The 13,810-nt window shown below is 47.8% G+C and carries 16 protein-coding genes and 2 pseudogenes; all 18 read right to left on the bottom strand.

The window, feature by feature from the left end; translation table 11 throughout:
• Positions 1-161 precede the first annotated feature (161 nt).
• The 18 genes and pseudogenes from QF041_RS00190 to spoIIIAA all read right to left on the bottom strand — a co-directional run bounded on the left by QF041_RS00190 (position 162) and on the right by spoIIIAA (position 13,693).
• Positions 162-1,067 carry a polyprenyl synthetase family protein gene (locus QF041_RS00190; protein WP_373461241.1) on the bottom strand — a complete coding sequence of 302 codons (906 nt, stop codon included), beginning with the start codon at positions 1,065-1,067 and terminating at the stop codon, positions 162-164.
• Complete coding sequence (gene xseB / locus QF041_RS00185; RefSeq protein ID WP_017687599.1) at positions 1,060-1,317, bottom strand: exodeoxyribonuclease VII small subunit; 258 nt, start codon at positions 1,315-1,317, stop codon at positions 1,060-1,062. The genes QF041_RS00190 and xseB overlap by 8 nt, the downstream gene beginning before the upstream one ends.
• A complete protein-coding gene (gene xseA, locus QF041_RS00180) occupies positions 1,307-2,671 on the bottom strand; it encodes an exodeoxyribonuclease VII large subunit (protein WP_307410499.1) in 1,365 nt (454 codons plus the stop codon). The genes xseB and xseA overlap by 11 nt, the downstream gene beginning before the upstream one ends.
• A 10-nt stretch (positions 2,672-2,681) precedes the next feature.
• Complete coding sequence (folD, locus tag QF041_RS00175) at positions 2,682-3,539, bottom strand: bifunctional methylenetetrahydrofolate dehydrogenase/methenyltetrahydrofolate cyclohydrolase FolD (protein ID WP_307410496.1); 858 nt, start codon at positions 3,537-3,539, stop codon at positions 2,682-2,684.
• A 117-nt stretch (positions 3,540-3,656) separates the two neighbouring features.
• Positions 3,657-4,109 (bottom strand): transcription antitermination factor NusB, encoded by a 453-nt coding sequence (nusB, locus tag QF041_RS00170; RefSeq protein WP_017687596.1) that lies wholly within the window; start codon positions 4,107-4,109, stop codon positions 3,657-3,659.
• A 222-nt stretch (positions 4,110-4,331) separates the two neighbouring features.
• Positions 4,332-4,565 carry a DUF2273 domain-containing protein gene (locus QF041_RS00165; RefSeq protein ID WP_017687595.1) on the bottom strand — a complete coding sequence of 78 codons (234 nt, stop codon included), beginning with the start codon at positions 4,563-4,565 and terminating at the stop codon, positions 4,332-4,334.
• Positions 4,566-4,579: 14 nt separating this feature from the next.
• Entirely contained in the window at positions 4,580-5,119 is a 540-nt protein-coding gene (amaP, locus tag QF041_RS00160; protein WP_017687594.1) for an alkaline shock response membrane anchor protein AmaP, read from the bottom strand.
• A gap of 145 nt (positions 5,120-5,264) precedes the next feature.
• Positions 5,265-5,675, bottom strand: a complete 411-nt coding sequence (locus QF041_RS00155) for an Asp23/Gls24 family envelope stress response protein (protein WP_017687593.1) — start codon at positions 5,673-5,675, stop codon at positions 5,265-5,267.
• A 217-nt stretch (positions 5,676-5,892) separates the two neighbouring features.
• Entirely contained in the window at positions 5,893-7,236 is a 1,344-nt protein-coding gene (accC, locus tag QF041_RS00150; RefSeq protein ID WP_036614375.1) for an acetyl-CoA carboxylase biotin carboxylase subunit, read from the bottom strand.
• A gap of 55 nt (positions 7,237-7,291) precedes the next feature.
• Positions 7,292-7,756: an acetyl-CoA carboxylase biotin carboxyl carrier protein gene (gene accB, locus QF041_RS00145; protein ID WP_036614903.1), complete on the bottom strand. Its 465-nt coding sequence runs from the start codon at positions 7,754-7,756 to the stop codon at positions 7,292-7,294.
• A 139-nt stretch (positions 7,757-7,895) separates the two neighbouring features.
• Positions 7,896-8,726, bottom strand: coding sequence for a SpoIIIAH-like family protein (locus QF041_RS00140; protein ID WP_307410491.1), 831 nt, complete (start codon positions 8,724-8,726; stop codon positions 7,896-7,898).
• 66 nt (positions 8,727-8,792) lie between these two features.
• A pseudogene (gene spoIIIAG / locus QF041_RS00135) lies at positions 8,793-9,432 on the bottom strand (stage III sporulation protein AG).
• A 15-nt stretch (positions 9,433-9,447) separates the two neighbouring features.
• The gene (gene spoIIIAF, locus QF041_RS00130) at positions 9,448-10,278 is read right to left on the bottom strand and encodes a stage III sporulation protein AF (protein ID WP_307410488.1); all 831 of its coding nucleotides are present in this window, start codon (positions 10,276-10,278) and stop codon (positions 9,448-9,450) included.
• A 31-nt stretch (positions 10,279-10,309) separates the two neighbouring features.
• Positions 10,310-11,452, bottom strand: coding sequence for a stage III sporulation protein AE (spoIIIAE, locus tag QF041_RS00125; protein ID WP_372238414.1), 1,143 nt, complete (start codon positions 11,450-11,452; stop codon positions 10,310-10,312).
• 68 nt (positions 11,453-11,520) lie between these two features.
• Positions 11,521-11,910 (bottom strand): stage III sporulation protein AD, encoded by a 390-nt coding sequence (spoIIIAD, locus tag QF041_RS00120; RefSeq protein ID WP_017687586.1) that lies wholly within the window; start codon positions 11,908-11,910, stop codon positions 11,521-11,523.
• A 32-nt stretch (positions 11,911-11,942) separates the two neighbouring features.
• The gene (gene spoIIIAC / locus QF041_RS00115; protein WP_017687585.1) at positions 11,943-12,146 is read right to left on the bottom strand and encodes a stage III sporulation protein AC; all 204 of its coding nucleotides are present in this window, start codon (positions 12,144-12,146) and stop codon (positions 11,943-11,945) included.
• A 29-nt stretch (positions 12,147-12,175) separates the two neighbouring features.
• The gene (spoIIIAB, locus tag QF041_RS00110; protein WP_036614389.1) at positions 12,176-12,694 is read right to left on the bottom strand and encodes a stage III sporulation protein SpoIIIAB; all 519 of its coding nucleotides are present in this window, start codon (positions 12,692-12,694) and stop codon (positions 12,176-12,178) included.
• Positions 12,687-13,693, bottom strand: a pseudogene (gene spoIIIAA, locus QF041_RS00105) (stage III sporulation protein AA). The gene spoIIIAB and the pseudogene spoIIIAA overlap by 8 nt, the downstream one beginning before the upstream one ends.
• Positions 13,694-13,810 lie beyond the last annotated feature (117 nt).

The following is a 13,810-nucleotide window of genomic DNA, read 5'->3' as shown; positions in this document are numbered from 1 at the left end:
ACTCCCGATAACGAGCATTCTCGCCAGCAAGTTATTTAAAATTCTTCTCCATATGTATTCGCGCATCCACTTGGGACAGACTTTTTCCATCCACTCGGAAAAAGGACATTACATTCATTACACGGTTATACAGGTTTTGAAACAGACCACGCCTTCAAAATCTAATGGTCTCGACGCATCAGATAATCTGCAATTTCCAGCAATCTGGATGAATCAGGTAACTCGGCTCTTTCAATTGCATCTTTTGCAGATTGGGTAAGGGATTTCACTTCCTCTACAGAAGCCTCCATGCCAATAAAATAAGGATACGTTACCTTCTGCTGATTCACATCGCTCTGTGTTTTCTTGCCCATCTTCTGCTCGTCACCCGTCAGATCGAGAATATCATCCTGAATCTGGAACGCCAGCCCCAGATCACGACCGAACACACGCAGTGCTTCCAATTGTCCTTCCGTTGCTCCACCGATTCGTGCTCCAGCAATGAGGGAGAAAACAATCAGATCACCCGTTTTGTGCAAATGGATATATTGAAGCTGTGCAAGATCAGTCATGCCTTGCTCGCCTTCCATATCCGCAACTTGACCGCCGACCATGCCTCTTGCTCCAGCTAGTTCGGACATGTCCTCTACGATGGACAGCAACGCATCTGCCGCCACACCACTACGGCGTCCAGCTTGAACAATGCTATAAAAAGCATGGGTTAACAGCGCATCCCCTGCCAATATGGCTGTTGCCTCACCATATACCTTGTGATTCGTTAATTTTCCTCTACGGTAATCATCATTATCCATAGCAGGCAGGTCGTCGTGGATCAGTGAATACGTATGAACCATCTCCACGGCGCAGGCTACCGGCATTGCAGCTGTACGCTGTGCACCGAAGGCTTCCGCCGCAGCAACGACCAGAAGAGGACGAAGGCGTTTGCCTCCGGCCATTAGTGAGTACTGCATCGCATCCGCCAACGATTGGGGTACATCCCAGTGATCGGGAAGCGTGTGTTTCAACGCTTCTGTCACCTCAGCTGTGACCTCTTCGAGATATGCTTGAAACGAAGGACGATTACTCATGGACTTCACCGCTCTCATCGTCAGCAGTTCCGAAAGGCTTCTTGCGAAGCTCTCCATCTTCTTCTACGATCATCTCGATCTTCCGTTCCACTTGTTCCAGCTTCAGACCGCAAAGTTGCGAAAGCTTCATCCCGCGTTGAAACAGATCGATGGCCTGTTCCAACGGAACATCACCATGTTCCAGCTGACCTACGATGTCTTCCAATGCCGCCATTGCCTCTTCAAAATTCAATTCCGGTTCATTCGCCATGGGTATTGTCGTCCTCCTTCATTCCCCAAACCTGACAGTCCAGCTGTCCGTCTGTTAATTTAATCTTAATTGAATCTCCAGGCTGTACATCCTTCGTTGACTTGATCAATCGCTGTTCTTGCTCATCATAGACAAGGCTGTATCCCCGTGACATGACTTTAAGCGGGCTAAGCGCATCCAGATGCCGCACAGATGATTTCCACTGTTGCTGCTTTGATCTGGTTATAGACCTGATCGCAAGTTCAAGTTGTCTGCGTGCTGCCGCATTCTCACGGCGTGCTGCATTGACCTGCTCACGAGGATTGAATCGTTGCAGTGCTGCCCGCAAACGCTCCTGCTTCTCTCCTGTCCATTTCATACGCGTATCCACTGTTCTCAAAAGCCGTTGGTACATCATATCCAGTCGTTCCGTATGCTGCATCAAGGTACGTCTTGGATGCACCAGCACTGGCGAACGCTGTAATCTTGCAAGCCGTTCACGATTATGTACAGCACGCTGACGTAAGCTGTGCTGTAACTGGCGCTGACGTTGTCCGATCTGATCAAGCAACTCAGCTCGATTAGGTACAGCTAATTCAGCAGCTGCTGTAGGTGTAGCCGCACGCAAATCGGCTGCAAAATCAGCAATAGTGAAGTCCGTTTCGTGCCCAACCGCAGAAATGACAGGAATATCCGAAGCGACTATTGCTCTTGCCACAATCTCCTCATTAAAGGCCCACAACTCCTCCAGTGAACCGCCTCCGCGTCCAACGATAAGTACATCGGCTTCTCCCATCCGGTTCAGGTTGCCAATCGCTTTGACAATGGAAGGTGCTGCACCCTTGCCTTGAACCAGAACAGGATACAAAACAACTTTGGCAGAAGGGTATCTGCGCTGGAGTGTGATCATAATGTCTCGCACCGCCGCTCCCGTCGGTGAAGTTACAACCCCGATGGTCTGTGGATAACGAGGGATCTGTCTTTTTCGCGAAGGTGAAAATAACCCTTCATCCTCAAGCTTTTTCTTCAGCTGTTCGTAAGCCAGATACAGACTTCCAATTCCGTCCGGCTGCATATGTGTAGCGTAGAATTGATACTGCCCATCCCGTTCATACACCGAGACATTACCACGGGCAATAACCCTTGCACCCTCCTTCGGTACAAAGGGTAATCGCTGATTATGGGACGCAAACATAATTGACTTGATCCGGCTGTCCTTGTCCTTCAATGTAAAATACATATGGCCGCTGGAGTGATGCGTGAAATTCGAAATCTCCCCGCGCAGCCAGACGTCCGACAGGACCTGATCCGATTCCAGTTTCATCCGGATGTATCGGTTCAGGTCTTTGATGGAGTATATCTTTTGATCTGCCACAGACAAAACCCTAGGCCAATCCGTGAGCGCGCTTGGCAGCGATCAATGTATTTTGCATCAGCATTGTGATTGTCATCGGACCAACACCACCAGGAACGGGTGTAATTGGACCAGAAACTTCTTTCACGCTCTCAAAATCAACGTCTCCTGCCAGTTTGCCATTCTCCAAACGGTTCATGCCGACATCGATAATAACAGCACCCGGTTTCACAAAATCAGCATCCACAAAATTGGCACGGCCGATGGCTACAACTAAAATGTCCGCCTGGCGTGTAATTTCTTTCATGTTGGCTGTGCGGGAATGACACATCGTTACCGTTGCATTCTCACGTTGCAGCAACAGCGATACCGGTTTGCCAACGATGTTGCTTCTTCCGATGACTACCGCATGTTTACCGGACATTTCCAACCCAGTACGTTTGATCAGTTCAATTACACCCGCTGGGGTACATGGAAGCAGACTATCGTCTCCAATAACAAGATTACCAACATTAACTGGATGGAATCCGTCTACGTCTTTATCCACGGCAATTGCATCAATGACCGCTTTCTCTTCGATATGTTTCGGCAGTGGGAGTTGAACCAAAATTCCGTTAATGGATTGTTGATTGTTCAGCTTGTCCACCAGCGCAAGCAGATCTTCTTGGGACGTATCTGCATCCAAGCGATGCACTTCGGAGTAGAAACCGAGGTCGTGACATGCTTTTTCTTTATTACGCACATAGACTTGGGATGCCGGATCTTCCCCGACGAGCACAACAGCCAGACCAGGTACTACCCCCTGTTCGCTAAGCTGTTTTACTTCTGTTGTCATGCTTGCGCGGATCTCTTGGGATACTTCTTTACCGTTAATAATAGATGCTGTCATTGTACTCTCTCTCCCTTATGTGAATATAAATTTAGAGGTTGTTCAAAAAGCCCGCTTTTGATTACGAAGGATACTGAAAACCGGTCTTTTTGAACACACACTATAATTATTCTTAACTTAAGATAATTTTGCTTTAATCGCGTCAACTTCCTGAATCATGCGTCCAAGTACGCCATTGACGAACTTACCGGATTCTTCTGTACCAAAATATTTGGACAGTTCGATTGCTTCATTGACAGATACTTTTGCCGGAATATCATCACGGAACACCATTTCATACGTTGACAGTCGTAGAATCTGGCGATCTACACGTGATAGACGGCTGATCTGCCAACCTTTCAAATAATCCACAAGCAGACCGTCAATTGCTTCCTTATTGTTCCAGGCTCCTTGTACAATCTCAGTAACATAAGTACGCATTACATCTGCATCGCGGATAACTACTTCGGTTTCATTATCTTCAGCAGCTTCATTGATCAACATGTTTACAGCTTCTGCTGCACCCACCTCATTCATTTCCATCTGATACAGACTTTGTACTGCAATTTCCCTTGCCAAACGTCTTTTCATGTCCTGCCTCCTGCAGCGCTCCGTCTGGAGCGTCATCATGCTTATTTTATAATCCATGCATCCATCTCATCAAATCCTGTATCGGTTAGATCAATGGCTTACACGGTATTGTTATTGTTATCCCTTTTCACAAAAAAACCTGCAATACGTTTCCTCCAAAAAACGGGCAACCTAAACTACAGCTCTATTTTCGGAAGAAACATATTGCAGGGTTCAGGTAGGTCACTTAAACGGACGCCAGCGATCGCCAAGCCATTGTCCCCACTCCCTCCAGGGAATGGACGAACCCAGCTTCGAATCGCTTCGTCTGCCTAACGTATAACCGATGAACACCAAGAGTGCAAAGAACAACATATCCCAAAAACCGATCCATACATAAAGAAATCCAAAAAAGATGCCGCCGATAATCCCGGTAATTCGGCCTCTGTGACTATCCCAAATCTCTTTCCACAGCATCAGTGAAACTCACCTCATTCCACTCGACTCTTGTAGTTAGGCGACTGGGTTACATTAGCGATATACACCGTGACAAAAGATACCGGAATGCCCGTAATCTCTTGCACATGATCATGTATAGCCTTTTGCAGATCAGAAGTCAGCGCAGGAATAGGTGTCTCGCCATCCACTACTGCACGGATCATAATCTCCAGTCCTGACTCAACCACACGTATGCGTGCCTTGACATCACGTACTCCCCGGAAACGGGAAGTCGCCTTCAAACAGAGATTCTCAATCGTCTCCATCGAAATCTGTACATCACCAAATTCTGTGCGTTGATCCACAGACGGCAACGAAGCACGCTCACGCCGAACCGAGATGTAGAAAAATCGCAAACTCAGGATAAACAAAATCGCTGCTGCAATAACCGACGCAACAATAACGTTTTGTTCCTGCTGGTAATTCAATTCGTAAGGCAGCACACCGCTAATCAGAAGAATGACGGCTGCCGATATTGCTCCAACGCTTATGCTGTATATAAACAACAGAAGCCGATCCAGTATTTTAGCCACGAACTGCACAGCCTCCCTTGCTCACTAACATCACTTAACCTGTTCACTAGCAAAAATCAGATCCTCATTCAGCTTTCGCTATAATGAAGACCTGTCCAAGACGGGATAACCCCCGGCAGATGATGCCGGGGGAATCTGTCTTCTTTTATTTTACGCGCTGACTGTTCAGGTCAATTTCTTCCACTTTCTCAGTGCTCTTGAACTGAACGTCATGAATGTGAACATTCACTTCATTCACATTCAATCCTGTCATGTTCTCAATGGAACGTTTCACGTTCTGTTGAATCTCCGTAGCCACTTGTGGAAGACGGTATCCGTACTCGATAATTACGGAAACATCGACTGCAGCTTCACGTTGGCCCACTTCAACCTTAACGCCTTTGGAAAGGTTTTTGCGGCCAAGCAATTCAGCAAATCCGCCTGCGAATCCGCCACTCATGCCTGCAACACCTTTCACTTCAAGGGTCGCCAATCCAGCAATCACTTCAATAACTTCAGGTGCGATCTGGATTTCACCGATATCCGTTCGTTCAAATTCAGTCGGTAGTGTACTCATAACTGTTCAACACACCTTTCGCGAGATAAGTTTGCGGCCATCCGTCAGGGCGCTGGACTCAGGTTAATCAACCTTCAGAACCCTTCCGGTCCGGCTTTACCGGAACTCCTGCAAACATCCGCGAAGTGCGGGCTTATCCTTTGCAGGAGACATGCGCTCTTATTATTCATACTATATCATTTGGGCTACATTATGACAAACAAGCCCAATATACCTTTTAAATCTCGTTTTCCTCAAGAAATTTGATATCAAAGTCACCACGAATGAACGTTGGGTGCTCCAGCAATTTCTGATGGAAAGGAATAGTTGTAGATATGCCTTCAATCGCAAATTCCCCAAGCGCACGTTTCATCTTGGCAATCGCCTCTTCACGATTTGCTCCCCACACAATCAATTTTGCGATCATGGAGTCATAGAAAGGTGAAATGGTATAACCCGGATAAGCAGCACTATCTACACGAACGCCAGGTCCTCCCGGTGCAAGGTAGAATCCGATTTTGCCTGGTGATGGCATAAAGTTACGGTCCGGATCTTCTGCATTGATACGACATTCAATGGACCAGCCATTGATAACCACGTCTTCCTGACGGAATGAGAGTGGGTTGCCTTCAGCTACCGAGATCATCTCACGGATCAGATCCACGCCAGTAACCATCTCAGTTACCGGGTGCTCTACCTGAATACGTGTATTCATCTCCATGAAATAGAACTCGCCATTCGGGCTGAGCAAGAACTCCAATGTACCCGCTCCTGAGTAATCCACAGCAAGAGCAGCCCGTACCGCAGCTTCACCCATCAGTGTGCGCACATCTTCGGAGAGAATCGGACACGGAGCTTCTTCTACCAATTTCTGGCGACGACGCTGAACCGAGCAATCACGCTCTCCCAAATGTGCTGCATTTCCGTGTTTATCAGCAATGATCTGAATTTCCACGTGTTTCATACCTGTCAGGAATTTCTCCAGATATACACCTGCATTGCCAAATGCCTTTTGTGCTTCCTGCTGAGCAGCGGTAATCTGCTTAATCAGCGTTTCTTCATCTTCGGCAATACGAATTCCCTTACCTCCGCCACCAGCAGTAGCTTTGATAATGATAGGATATCCGATATCTCTAGCAATCATGATGGCTTCATCCATATTTTCAACAAGGCCGTCTGATCCAGGAATAACAGGTACTCCTGCATCTTTCATCGTCTGTTTGGCAACAGCCTTGTCACCCATTTTGGTGATGGCTTCAGGAGAAGGTCCAATAAACGTAATATTGCAAGACTCACAAATTTCCGCAAAATCAGCATTCTCCGCCAAAAAACCGTATCCAGGGTGGATTGCATCACATTCCGTCAATGTGGCTACACTCATCAGGTTTGTGAAGTTCAGATAACTGTCCTTAGACAGTGTCGGTCCGATACAGTAAGCCTCATCTGCAAGACGAACATGCAGAGAATCCTTGTCCGCTTCCGAATAGACGGCTACCGTTGAGATGCCGATTTCACGGCAGGCACGAATAATACGTACCGCAATCTCCCCACGGTTCGCAATCAGTATTTTTTGAAATTTCATTTCGTTTTGTCCTCCTTCGAAGCTCATGCGGTTAGCTGTTAACCAGCTATAACGGTTATTCCGGTTTCACCAGGAAAAGGGGCTGCCCATACTCGACCAGCTGTCCGTTCTCAACCAGCACTTCAACGATTTCTCCCTTGATGTCCGCATCAAGCTCGTTCATCAGCTTCATAGCTTCGATGATACATACCGTTGTTTTCTCAACAACTTTATCACCAGCGCTCACAAAAGGACCCGCTTCCGGCGAGGAAGCTCTGTAAAAAGTACCTACCATCGGAGATACAATTTTATGTAAATGACTTGTAGTATCGACCTGCGGTGCAGCTTCACTTACCACTGCGGCCGGCTGTACTTGCGGAGCAGCAATCATTTGCGGTTGCACAGCAGCTGCTTGAACATACTCCGTTTTGCCCGGTTTGCGGATTGATAACCGTGATCCTTCATTTTCAATTTCCAACTCTTGAACGGAACTTTCATCTACCAGTTTAATCAGTTCTTTGATCTCACTCAATTTAAACATTTCCATTATTCACTCCTTCGGCATCATGCCAGTCTCACTAGGACGGTCATATGGCTTTATGTATTATATCATAATCATTAAAAATGGAAAGAGCCCGAGAGTACAACCAGCTCCCGGGACTGCATTTCCATCATTTGGATTACTGTTCTGTGACGTATTGCACGCTGATTTTGTTCTGTGAAACCGCCAATTCTTTCATCACCAGATCCACAATGGATACCGCCTGTTTTACATCCAGTTTGTCACTGAGGACCACAACTTTATACTTGTCGGCATCTTCTTCAACGATCGCATTAGCGAACTGTTGAGAGAGCGTCTCTTCAATGCCAGTGATTTTAGCTTCTTTTTCTTCCAGTGTACGGAGCTGCTCCGTTGCTTTGGCATTCTCCTCTGGCGTTTTGCTCAAATCACCTGCCACGGTCATCAGTTCCTCATACTTGCGATTGTTGCTTTCCTCACGTTGCCACTGGTAGTTCTGGAATTGGCTGCTCGCAGATGCTGTCGTATTCTGCTCTTCCATCTCCTTGAGGACTTCCTCATCTGTCTTGGTTGCCGTACCCCCTGCCTGACCGTCTGTCTCCGGTGTAGTTGTTGCCCCTTTGTCTGTCTCTTTTTTGGTTTCTTTGCCTGCCTCACCCTTATTCTCGCCTGGTTCGACAGCAGGTGTTTTCTCTGTATTTCCAGCTTCTTTACCTTCTGTAGCCGCCGGTTCTTCCACAGCGCCAGCCGCACTTGGATCACTTTCAACTTCACCGCTATTCACCACTTCATTTACAACCAAACCTTCTGTAGGATCAAGAATGCCTGCCGTCTCCTTTGCTTCCCCTTGCTTGATTCCATCCACTTGCTGACTGTCAGCCACAGGCGCGTTGACTGGACCAGAATCCTCAGTGAACAGATAATACGCGGACAAAATGACCATCAGACTCAGCATGGAAACGAGCCATACCGTTTGACGTTTGTTATTCATTAGAACTTCCTCCTCAAATTGGCTTCAATCTTATGAGAATTGAATCTTGTGATTCAACACATCAGATTAGTCTTGTTTGCGCGGTACAACCGAGATCCGGTAGGCTGCCACATTCAGTCCTTTTTCCACAGCATCGGTTATCAGATCCTTCACAACCTTGTTCTCTGCACCCCTCGCAACCACAAGCACCCCACGGATCTGCGGTTTGAGCTTTTTGGTCACTATAGGTGTCTGATCCCCTGATATTTCGTACGTAATAATCTCGCCATCACGGGTATATTGCGTCATATGTCGTTTGCCCCCGCTAGCATCCGTTTCTTCGGTAAGTTGCTGAGAATCCTTCACGTTCCGCTGAACGACCAATTCTTCTGTGGAATCCACGGTAACCATCACATCAACCGTTCCCACACCAACAATGTTTTCCAGCACACCTTTGATTTTGTCTTCAAATGCAATTTCGATCGCCTGAAAAGGATTCTGTTCTGACGGATCACTCTGTATGGATGCCATGGATGTTGTCGGGTCCGGTGGTTCCCGACCGATATTTTCGGAATCAATTTTTTTGACATTCACGAAGGAATTGAACAGCATGATTCCCACCCCGAATCAAACCCAGGATTATCAGCCAGCGGAAGGTTTGACTTCGCCTTGCTCCACCCTCTCCGCCACCCATCCAGGTTTCCATCTTTTTGAACCATTGTTTCATCGGACACCCTCCTTCTCAGAGCACTTCAGCACTTTTGGGTTCTGTCACTTGAACGTTGTTCGCATCAACATCCCACTTTTCAGTCAACAATGTAATAATCTGCACCGCATGTTCGGACCTTGTGGATGTCTCACCTTGCTGCTTCGTCTCATCTCCCTGATCACGTATAACAGGCTCGGAAGACGCTTCATTTCCATCACGTTGCCCTCTACTCACATCAATCTGAACATCAGGCACTTCAATCTGACCAACCTGGATGGGCTGCTGTGTTTGAGGTGATTTATCCTTCTCGGATTCTGTGTCTGTTCCGAATATGGGTTGTGTATTTGCAGCGACTTCTTGCTGCCCTGCCTTCACTTCTCCTTCTGCACCCTCTCCGGCCATCTCGACCAACACACGCTGGATCACAGGCAGTTCGACCGATGAGGCAGCTTCCATCTCGGTTTCATATTTACTCATGGTCAGCTGTACCTCTACGGACCGCACCTTGGCTCCTGTTGTTTCTTCAATCTGGCCTTTCATGACATTAGCCAGTTCTTTGGCTGTCCATTGTAAGGATTGTTCCTGTTCATTGGATTGCAGCCGCTTGCCCTGAGCTAATATCTGTTCGAGCGTTGCATTCCCATCCGATGGAGCATCCATTGCCGACATTGCCCGTTTAAGTTCGCCAACCGGATCACTTTTGAGGAGCTTGGTTATGGGTGATAAAAGGGTCAGCAGGATGAGAAGGCTCAGCACAAGCTTGACATAACGTTCCATGGATCTATTGGGCAACAGCATATCCACAAAAGTCGCCAGCAGAACGATCATAATCAATTCCTGGAGCCAGTTGCTCAGCCACCCCATCCTTTCCATCCCCTTTCTTGCCAACATACATTCAGCGCATCATGACAGTCATATTACCCGCGGTCAGCAAGATGGTAATGGCCAGAAAAAACATCAGACCGACGGCTGCGAGCGCCGCAAATACGTAGATCATACTCTTGCCGATGGCCTGGAGGCATCCTACAATCGGGGTGTCTCCTAGCGGTTGCATAATGGCACCAGTTACGTTGTATATCAAGGCAAGAGCCAGGATCTTGAGTGCCGGAAAGGCACATAGAAACAAAATGATGATCACTCCGGTGAGTCCAATTGCATTTTTGACAAGTAAAGAAGCTGTAATTACCGTATCCGTCGCATCCGCAAATGTTCTGCCCACGACAGGGACAAAGTTGCCTGCGATGTATTTGGCGGCCTTCAGGCTGACTCCATCCGCTACCGATCCCGATGCTCCCTGAACTGAGATTACACCCAAAAACATCGTCAGCAGGATACCCAGCAGTGCCACACTAATATTGCGCAGGAGGTCTGCCAGCTGTGTCAGCTTGTACTTGTCAGACAATGAACTGACGAGATGCAGAACAGCTGAGAAGAAGAGTAACGGGAATACCAGCAAGTGAATCAAAGTACTCACCAGATGAATCATGAAAATGATGAGTGGATGGGTCACGGAGACGGTGATGACGTTACCCATGGACGCGAGCAGTGTGAATAACAACGGAACCATGGCCATCATGAAGTTGATCATGCCGGTTATGGCATCCTTGGCGTATCCAATCGCCACACTGAAGCTGTTGATTGCAATAATGATGATGACCATATAACAGATGGAATAGGCGATTTTGCTAATATTATTTTTCTCAAATGCAGTCTGAAGAGTCTCCAGAATCATGCTGAGTACACTTAACATCACAATCGTGACCAGAAGTTTGCCATTATATAAAATTTCATGCAGCATGAAGGTTCCTATCGCCACAAACACCGATTTCAGGCTGAATCCTTCATTGCCGGGGATTAACATATCCATGAAGGAAGGGGTCTTCCCCTCCGGGAAGAAACCACCGTATTGTTGCATCAGTTGATCCCAGTATTTCTCCACCTGATCCTTGGGAAGCTGATCGGCCTGCTGTTCCATCCACTCACCGGAAGGCGAGGTTGCAGTAACCTGTCCCAGGATACCAAACAGAAAACAGAGCATCAGCACAACCGTAAGGCGCCACTGCGGCTTAAGATGCATTGATTTCATATGGAGTCCGCACGCCCTTTCTACACCGGCATCAGCTTCATGACGGTTTCGATAATAATGCTGATGATCGGTATAGCAAGTACAAGGATCAGTACCTTACCAGCCAATTCGATCTTGGACGCAATGCTTTCCTGGCCTGCATCCCTGACAATCTGTGCGCCAAATTCAGCGATGTACGCTATGCCAATAATTTTCAGTACCGTTTTCAGATAAATACTTTCCATGCCTGAATTCTCGGCAAGTCGCTTCAACACTTCGATGACTGCACCGATTTTGCCAATCAACAACATGAAGATGACAATGCCGGTCGCGGCAGCAATCAGAAAGGCAAACATCGGTTTCTGTTCCTTAATGACCAGAATGAGCACTGTTGCGATGAGCGCCAAACCTACAACTTGGATAATTTCCACAGGTCACCACCATCCGGCTTCATGACCGTTTTTCATTGAAAAAGAAATATCGATTTGATCTCTTGTAGCAGGCTGTCCAGCATACGGACCACCATGAACAATACAACGACAAATCCGATTACGGTCACCCAGTGAGCCATATCTTCCTTTCCCATTTGTTTCAGTACCGTGTGAATCATGGCGATGATGATCCCGATACCCGCAATTTGAAAGATTGCGTTCACTTCTAGATTCATGACCTTGGCACCTCACTATCCCGGCTATTTCAGAAGATCAGAATGACGATTAACGCTCCGACAAGCATCCCGAGGCTTCGGCTCATTCGTTCATATTTCATTTGATCGGCCTGGGCGCGGGATTCCTCATGCATTAGTTGTTGAATGGCTAACGATATATGTTTGGTCTGATCCTGACGGTCACTTGTGCCAAGGCTGAAGCTTAATTGCAGCATCACTTCCTTCTCGTCAGCCTTCATGGCCGATCTTCCCCACGCCAAATCCACGCCTGACTGCAGACTTTCCCGGGCAGTGAGTCCATGAGGAGGTTCCATCTGTGTAGCTGCATGAAGAAACAGCGTCTTTACAGGTTCTTTGGTCTGTGCTCCCATCTTGCCCATGGCATCGGGAAGTGGAGTGAGCCCATAGTTAATCTCCGTCATTAGTCGCTGGAGGGCTGCAATGAGTTCTCGCAACTGTCTCGGTCTTAATGCATACTGTCTGGCCTTGTAAAATCCGGCGAGGGTGCTGGCTAACAGAATAATTACCGCACCAAACATGTTAACCAAAGGCTTCACCTCCTGCCCCGGTCTGCTGCAACCCACGCATTTTGCCATCAGCCAGCCGAAAGGTCATGCCCCGGCTCGTCCGCTGCAGCTGGACATAACGTTGAAACATCTGCTCCGTTATTAAGGTTCTGAGGGCGCCGGTCTGGCCGACAGCTCCGATAGGTCACGGCCATGCGCAGTCGCAATCACTGAGACTCCTGCATGCAGGGCTTCCATCACCGCCTCGGCATCCTCCGGACGACCGATCTCGTCCACAATCAGGACATCGGGCGACATGGAGCGAAGCATCATCATCATACCCTCAGCCTTCGGACAACCGTCCATCACATCTGTTCGGGGACCTACGTCGAATCCAGGTACTCCTTTGTAGCTACCAGCGATTTCGGACCTTTCATCCACAATGCCCACTTTCAGACGCGGACGTATTCCCTGAACCAGTTCAGTTCCCCCTGTAAGCTTTGTACCACTGCTAATTTGTCTCGCCAGATCGCGCAGTAACGTCGTTTTCCCTTGTTGTGGTGGTGATAAGATCAACGTGTGCAGGACCTGTCCGCTCTTCATATCGAGAAGATAAGGAAGGATACGATCAGCCACTCCATGTACCTCACGGGCTACGCGAACGTTAAACCCATTGATGTCACGCAGGTATTCGACACGCCCACCGCTTAGTACCGTTCGTCCAGCAAGCCCGATTCGATGTCCCCCAGGTATGGTGATGAACCCTTTACGCAGTTCCTCTTCCAATGTATAAAGTGAATGGTTACTGATCAGGTCCAGCAACCTGTGCGTCACTTCTTTCTGAGGAACATACGCTTCTTCAGGATTCCCGGTCGGACAACCTTGAGGTGTCAGGAAGTGGTATGTGTTGCCTGCATTAATCTCCAGGGGTCTGCCTTCACGAATACGTACTTCCTCCACTTGTTCCAATAGAGCGGGTGGCATTCTTCCAAGAATGGTTCGTATCGGTTCCGGAAAAAGTTCCCTCCAGTTCACCTTCATGAGTAGGCTCCTCCAACCTTGAGATCATTTGGTTCACACTTCTGGCGCTTGTTCATATCTCAAGTTTATGCCTGTACATTTAATTTATGACGCTGAAATCTATCAATTCTTCAGAAT

The organism is Paenibacillus sp. W2I17 (assembly GCF_030815985.1).
Lineage (GTDB): Bacteria > Bacillota > Bacilli > Paenibacillales > Paenibacillaceae > Paenibacillus.
This window is presented reverse-complemented; position numbering and strand designations above follow the sequence as displayed.

Excerpts from the sequence above, each read along its gene's own strand:
- QF041_RS00190 (WP_373461241.1), bottom strand. The coding sequence starts at position 1,067 with ATGAGTAATCGTCCTTCGTTTCAAGCATATCTCGAAGAGGTCACAGCT.
- xseB (WP_017687599.1), bottom strand. The coding sequence starts at position 1,317 with ATGGCGAATGAACCGGAATTGAATTTTGAAGAGGCAATGGCGGCATTG.
- folD (WP_307410496.1), bottom strand. The coding sequence starts at position 3,539 with ATGACAGCATCTATTATTAACGGTAAAGAAGTATCCCAAGAGATCCGC.
- nusB (WP_017687596.1), bottom strand. The coding sequence starts at position 4,109 with ATGAAAAGACGTTTGGCAAGGGAAATTGCAGTACAAAGTCTGTATCAG.
- QF041_RS00165 (WP_017687595.1), bottom strand. The coding sequence starts at position 4,565 with ATGCTGTGGAAAGAGATTTGGGATAGTCACAGAGGCCGAATTACCGGG.
- QF041_RS00155 (WP_017687593.1), bottom strand. The coding sequence starts at position 5,675 with ATGAGTACACTACCGACTGAATTTGAACGAACGGATATCGGTGAAATC.
- accC (WP_036614375.1), bottom strand. The coding sequence starts at position 7,236 with ATGAAATTTCAAAAAATACTGATTGCGAACCGTGGGGAGATTGCGGTA.
- accB (WP_036614903.1), bottom strand. The coding sequence starts at position 7,756 with ATGTTTAAATTGAGTGAGATCAAAGAACTGATTAAACTGGTAGATGAA.
- QF041_RS00140 (WP_307410491.1), bottom strand. The coding sequence starts at position 8,726 with ATGAATAACAAACGTCAAACGGTATGGCTCGTTTCCATGCTGAGTCTG.
- spoIIIAF (WP_307410488.1), bottom strand. The coding sequence starts at position 10,278 with ATGGGGTGGCTGAGCAACTGGCTCCAGGAATTGATTATGATCGTTCTG.
- spoIIIAE (WP_372238414.1), bottom strand. The coding sequence starts at position 11,452 with ATGCTCTGTTTTCTGTTTGGTATCCTGGGACAGGTTACTGCAACCTCG.
- spoIIIAC (WP_017687585.1), bottom strand. The coding sequence starts at position 12,146 with ATGAATCTAGAAGTGAACGCAATCTTTCAAATTGCGGGTATCGGGATC.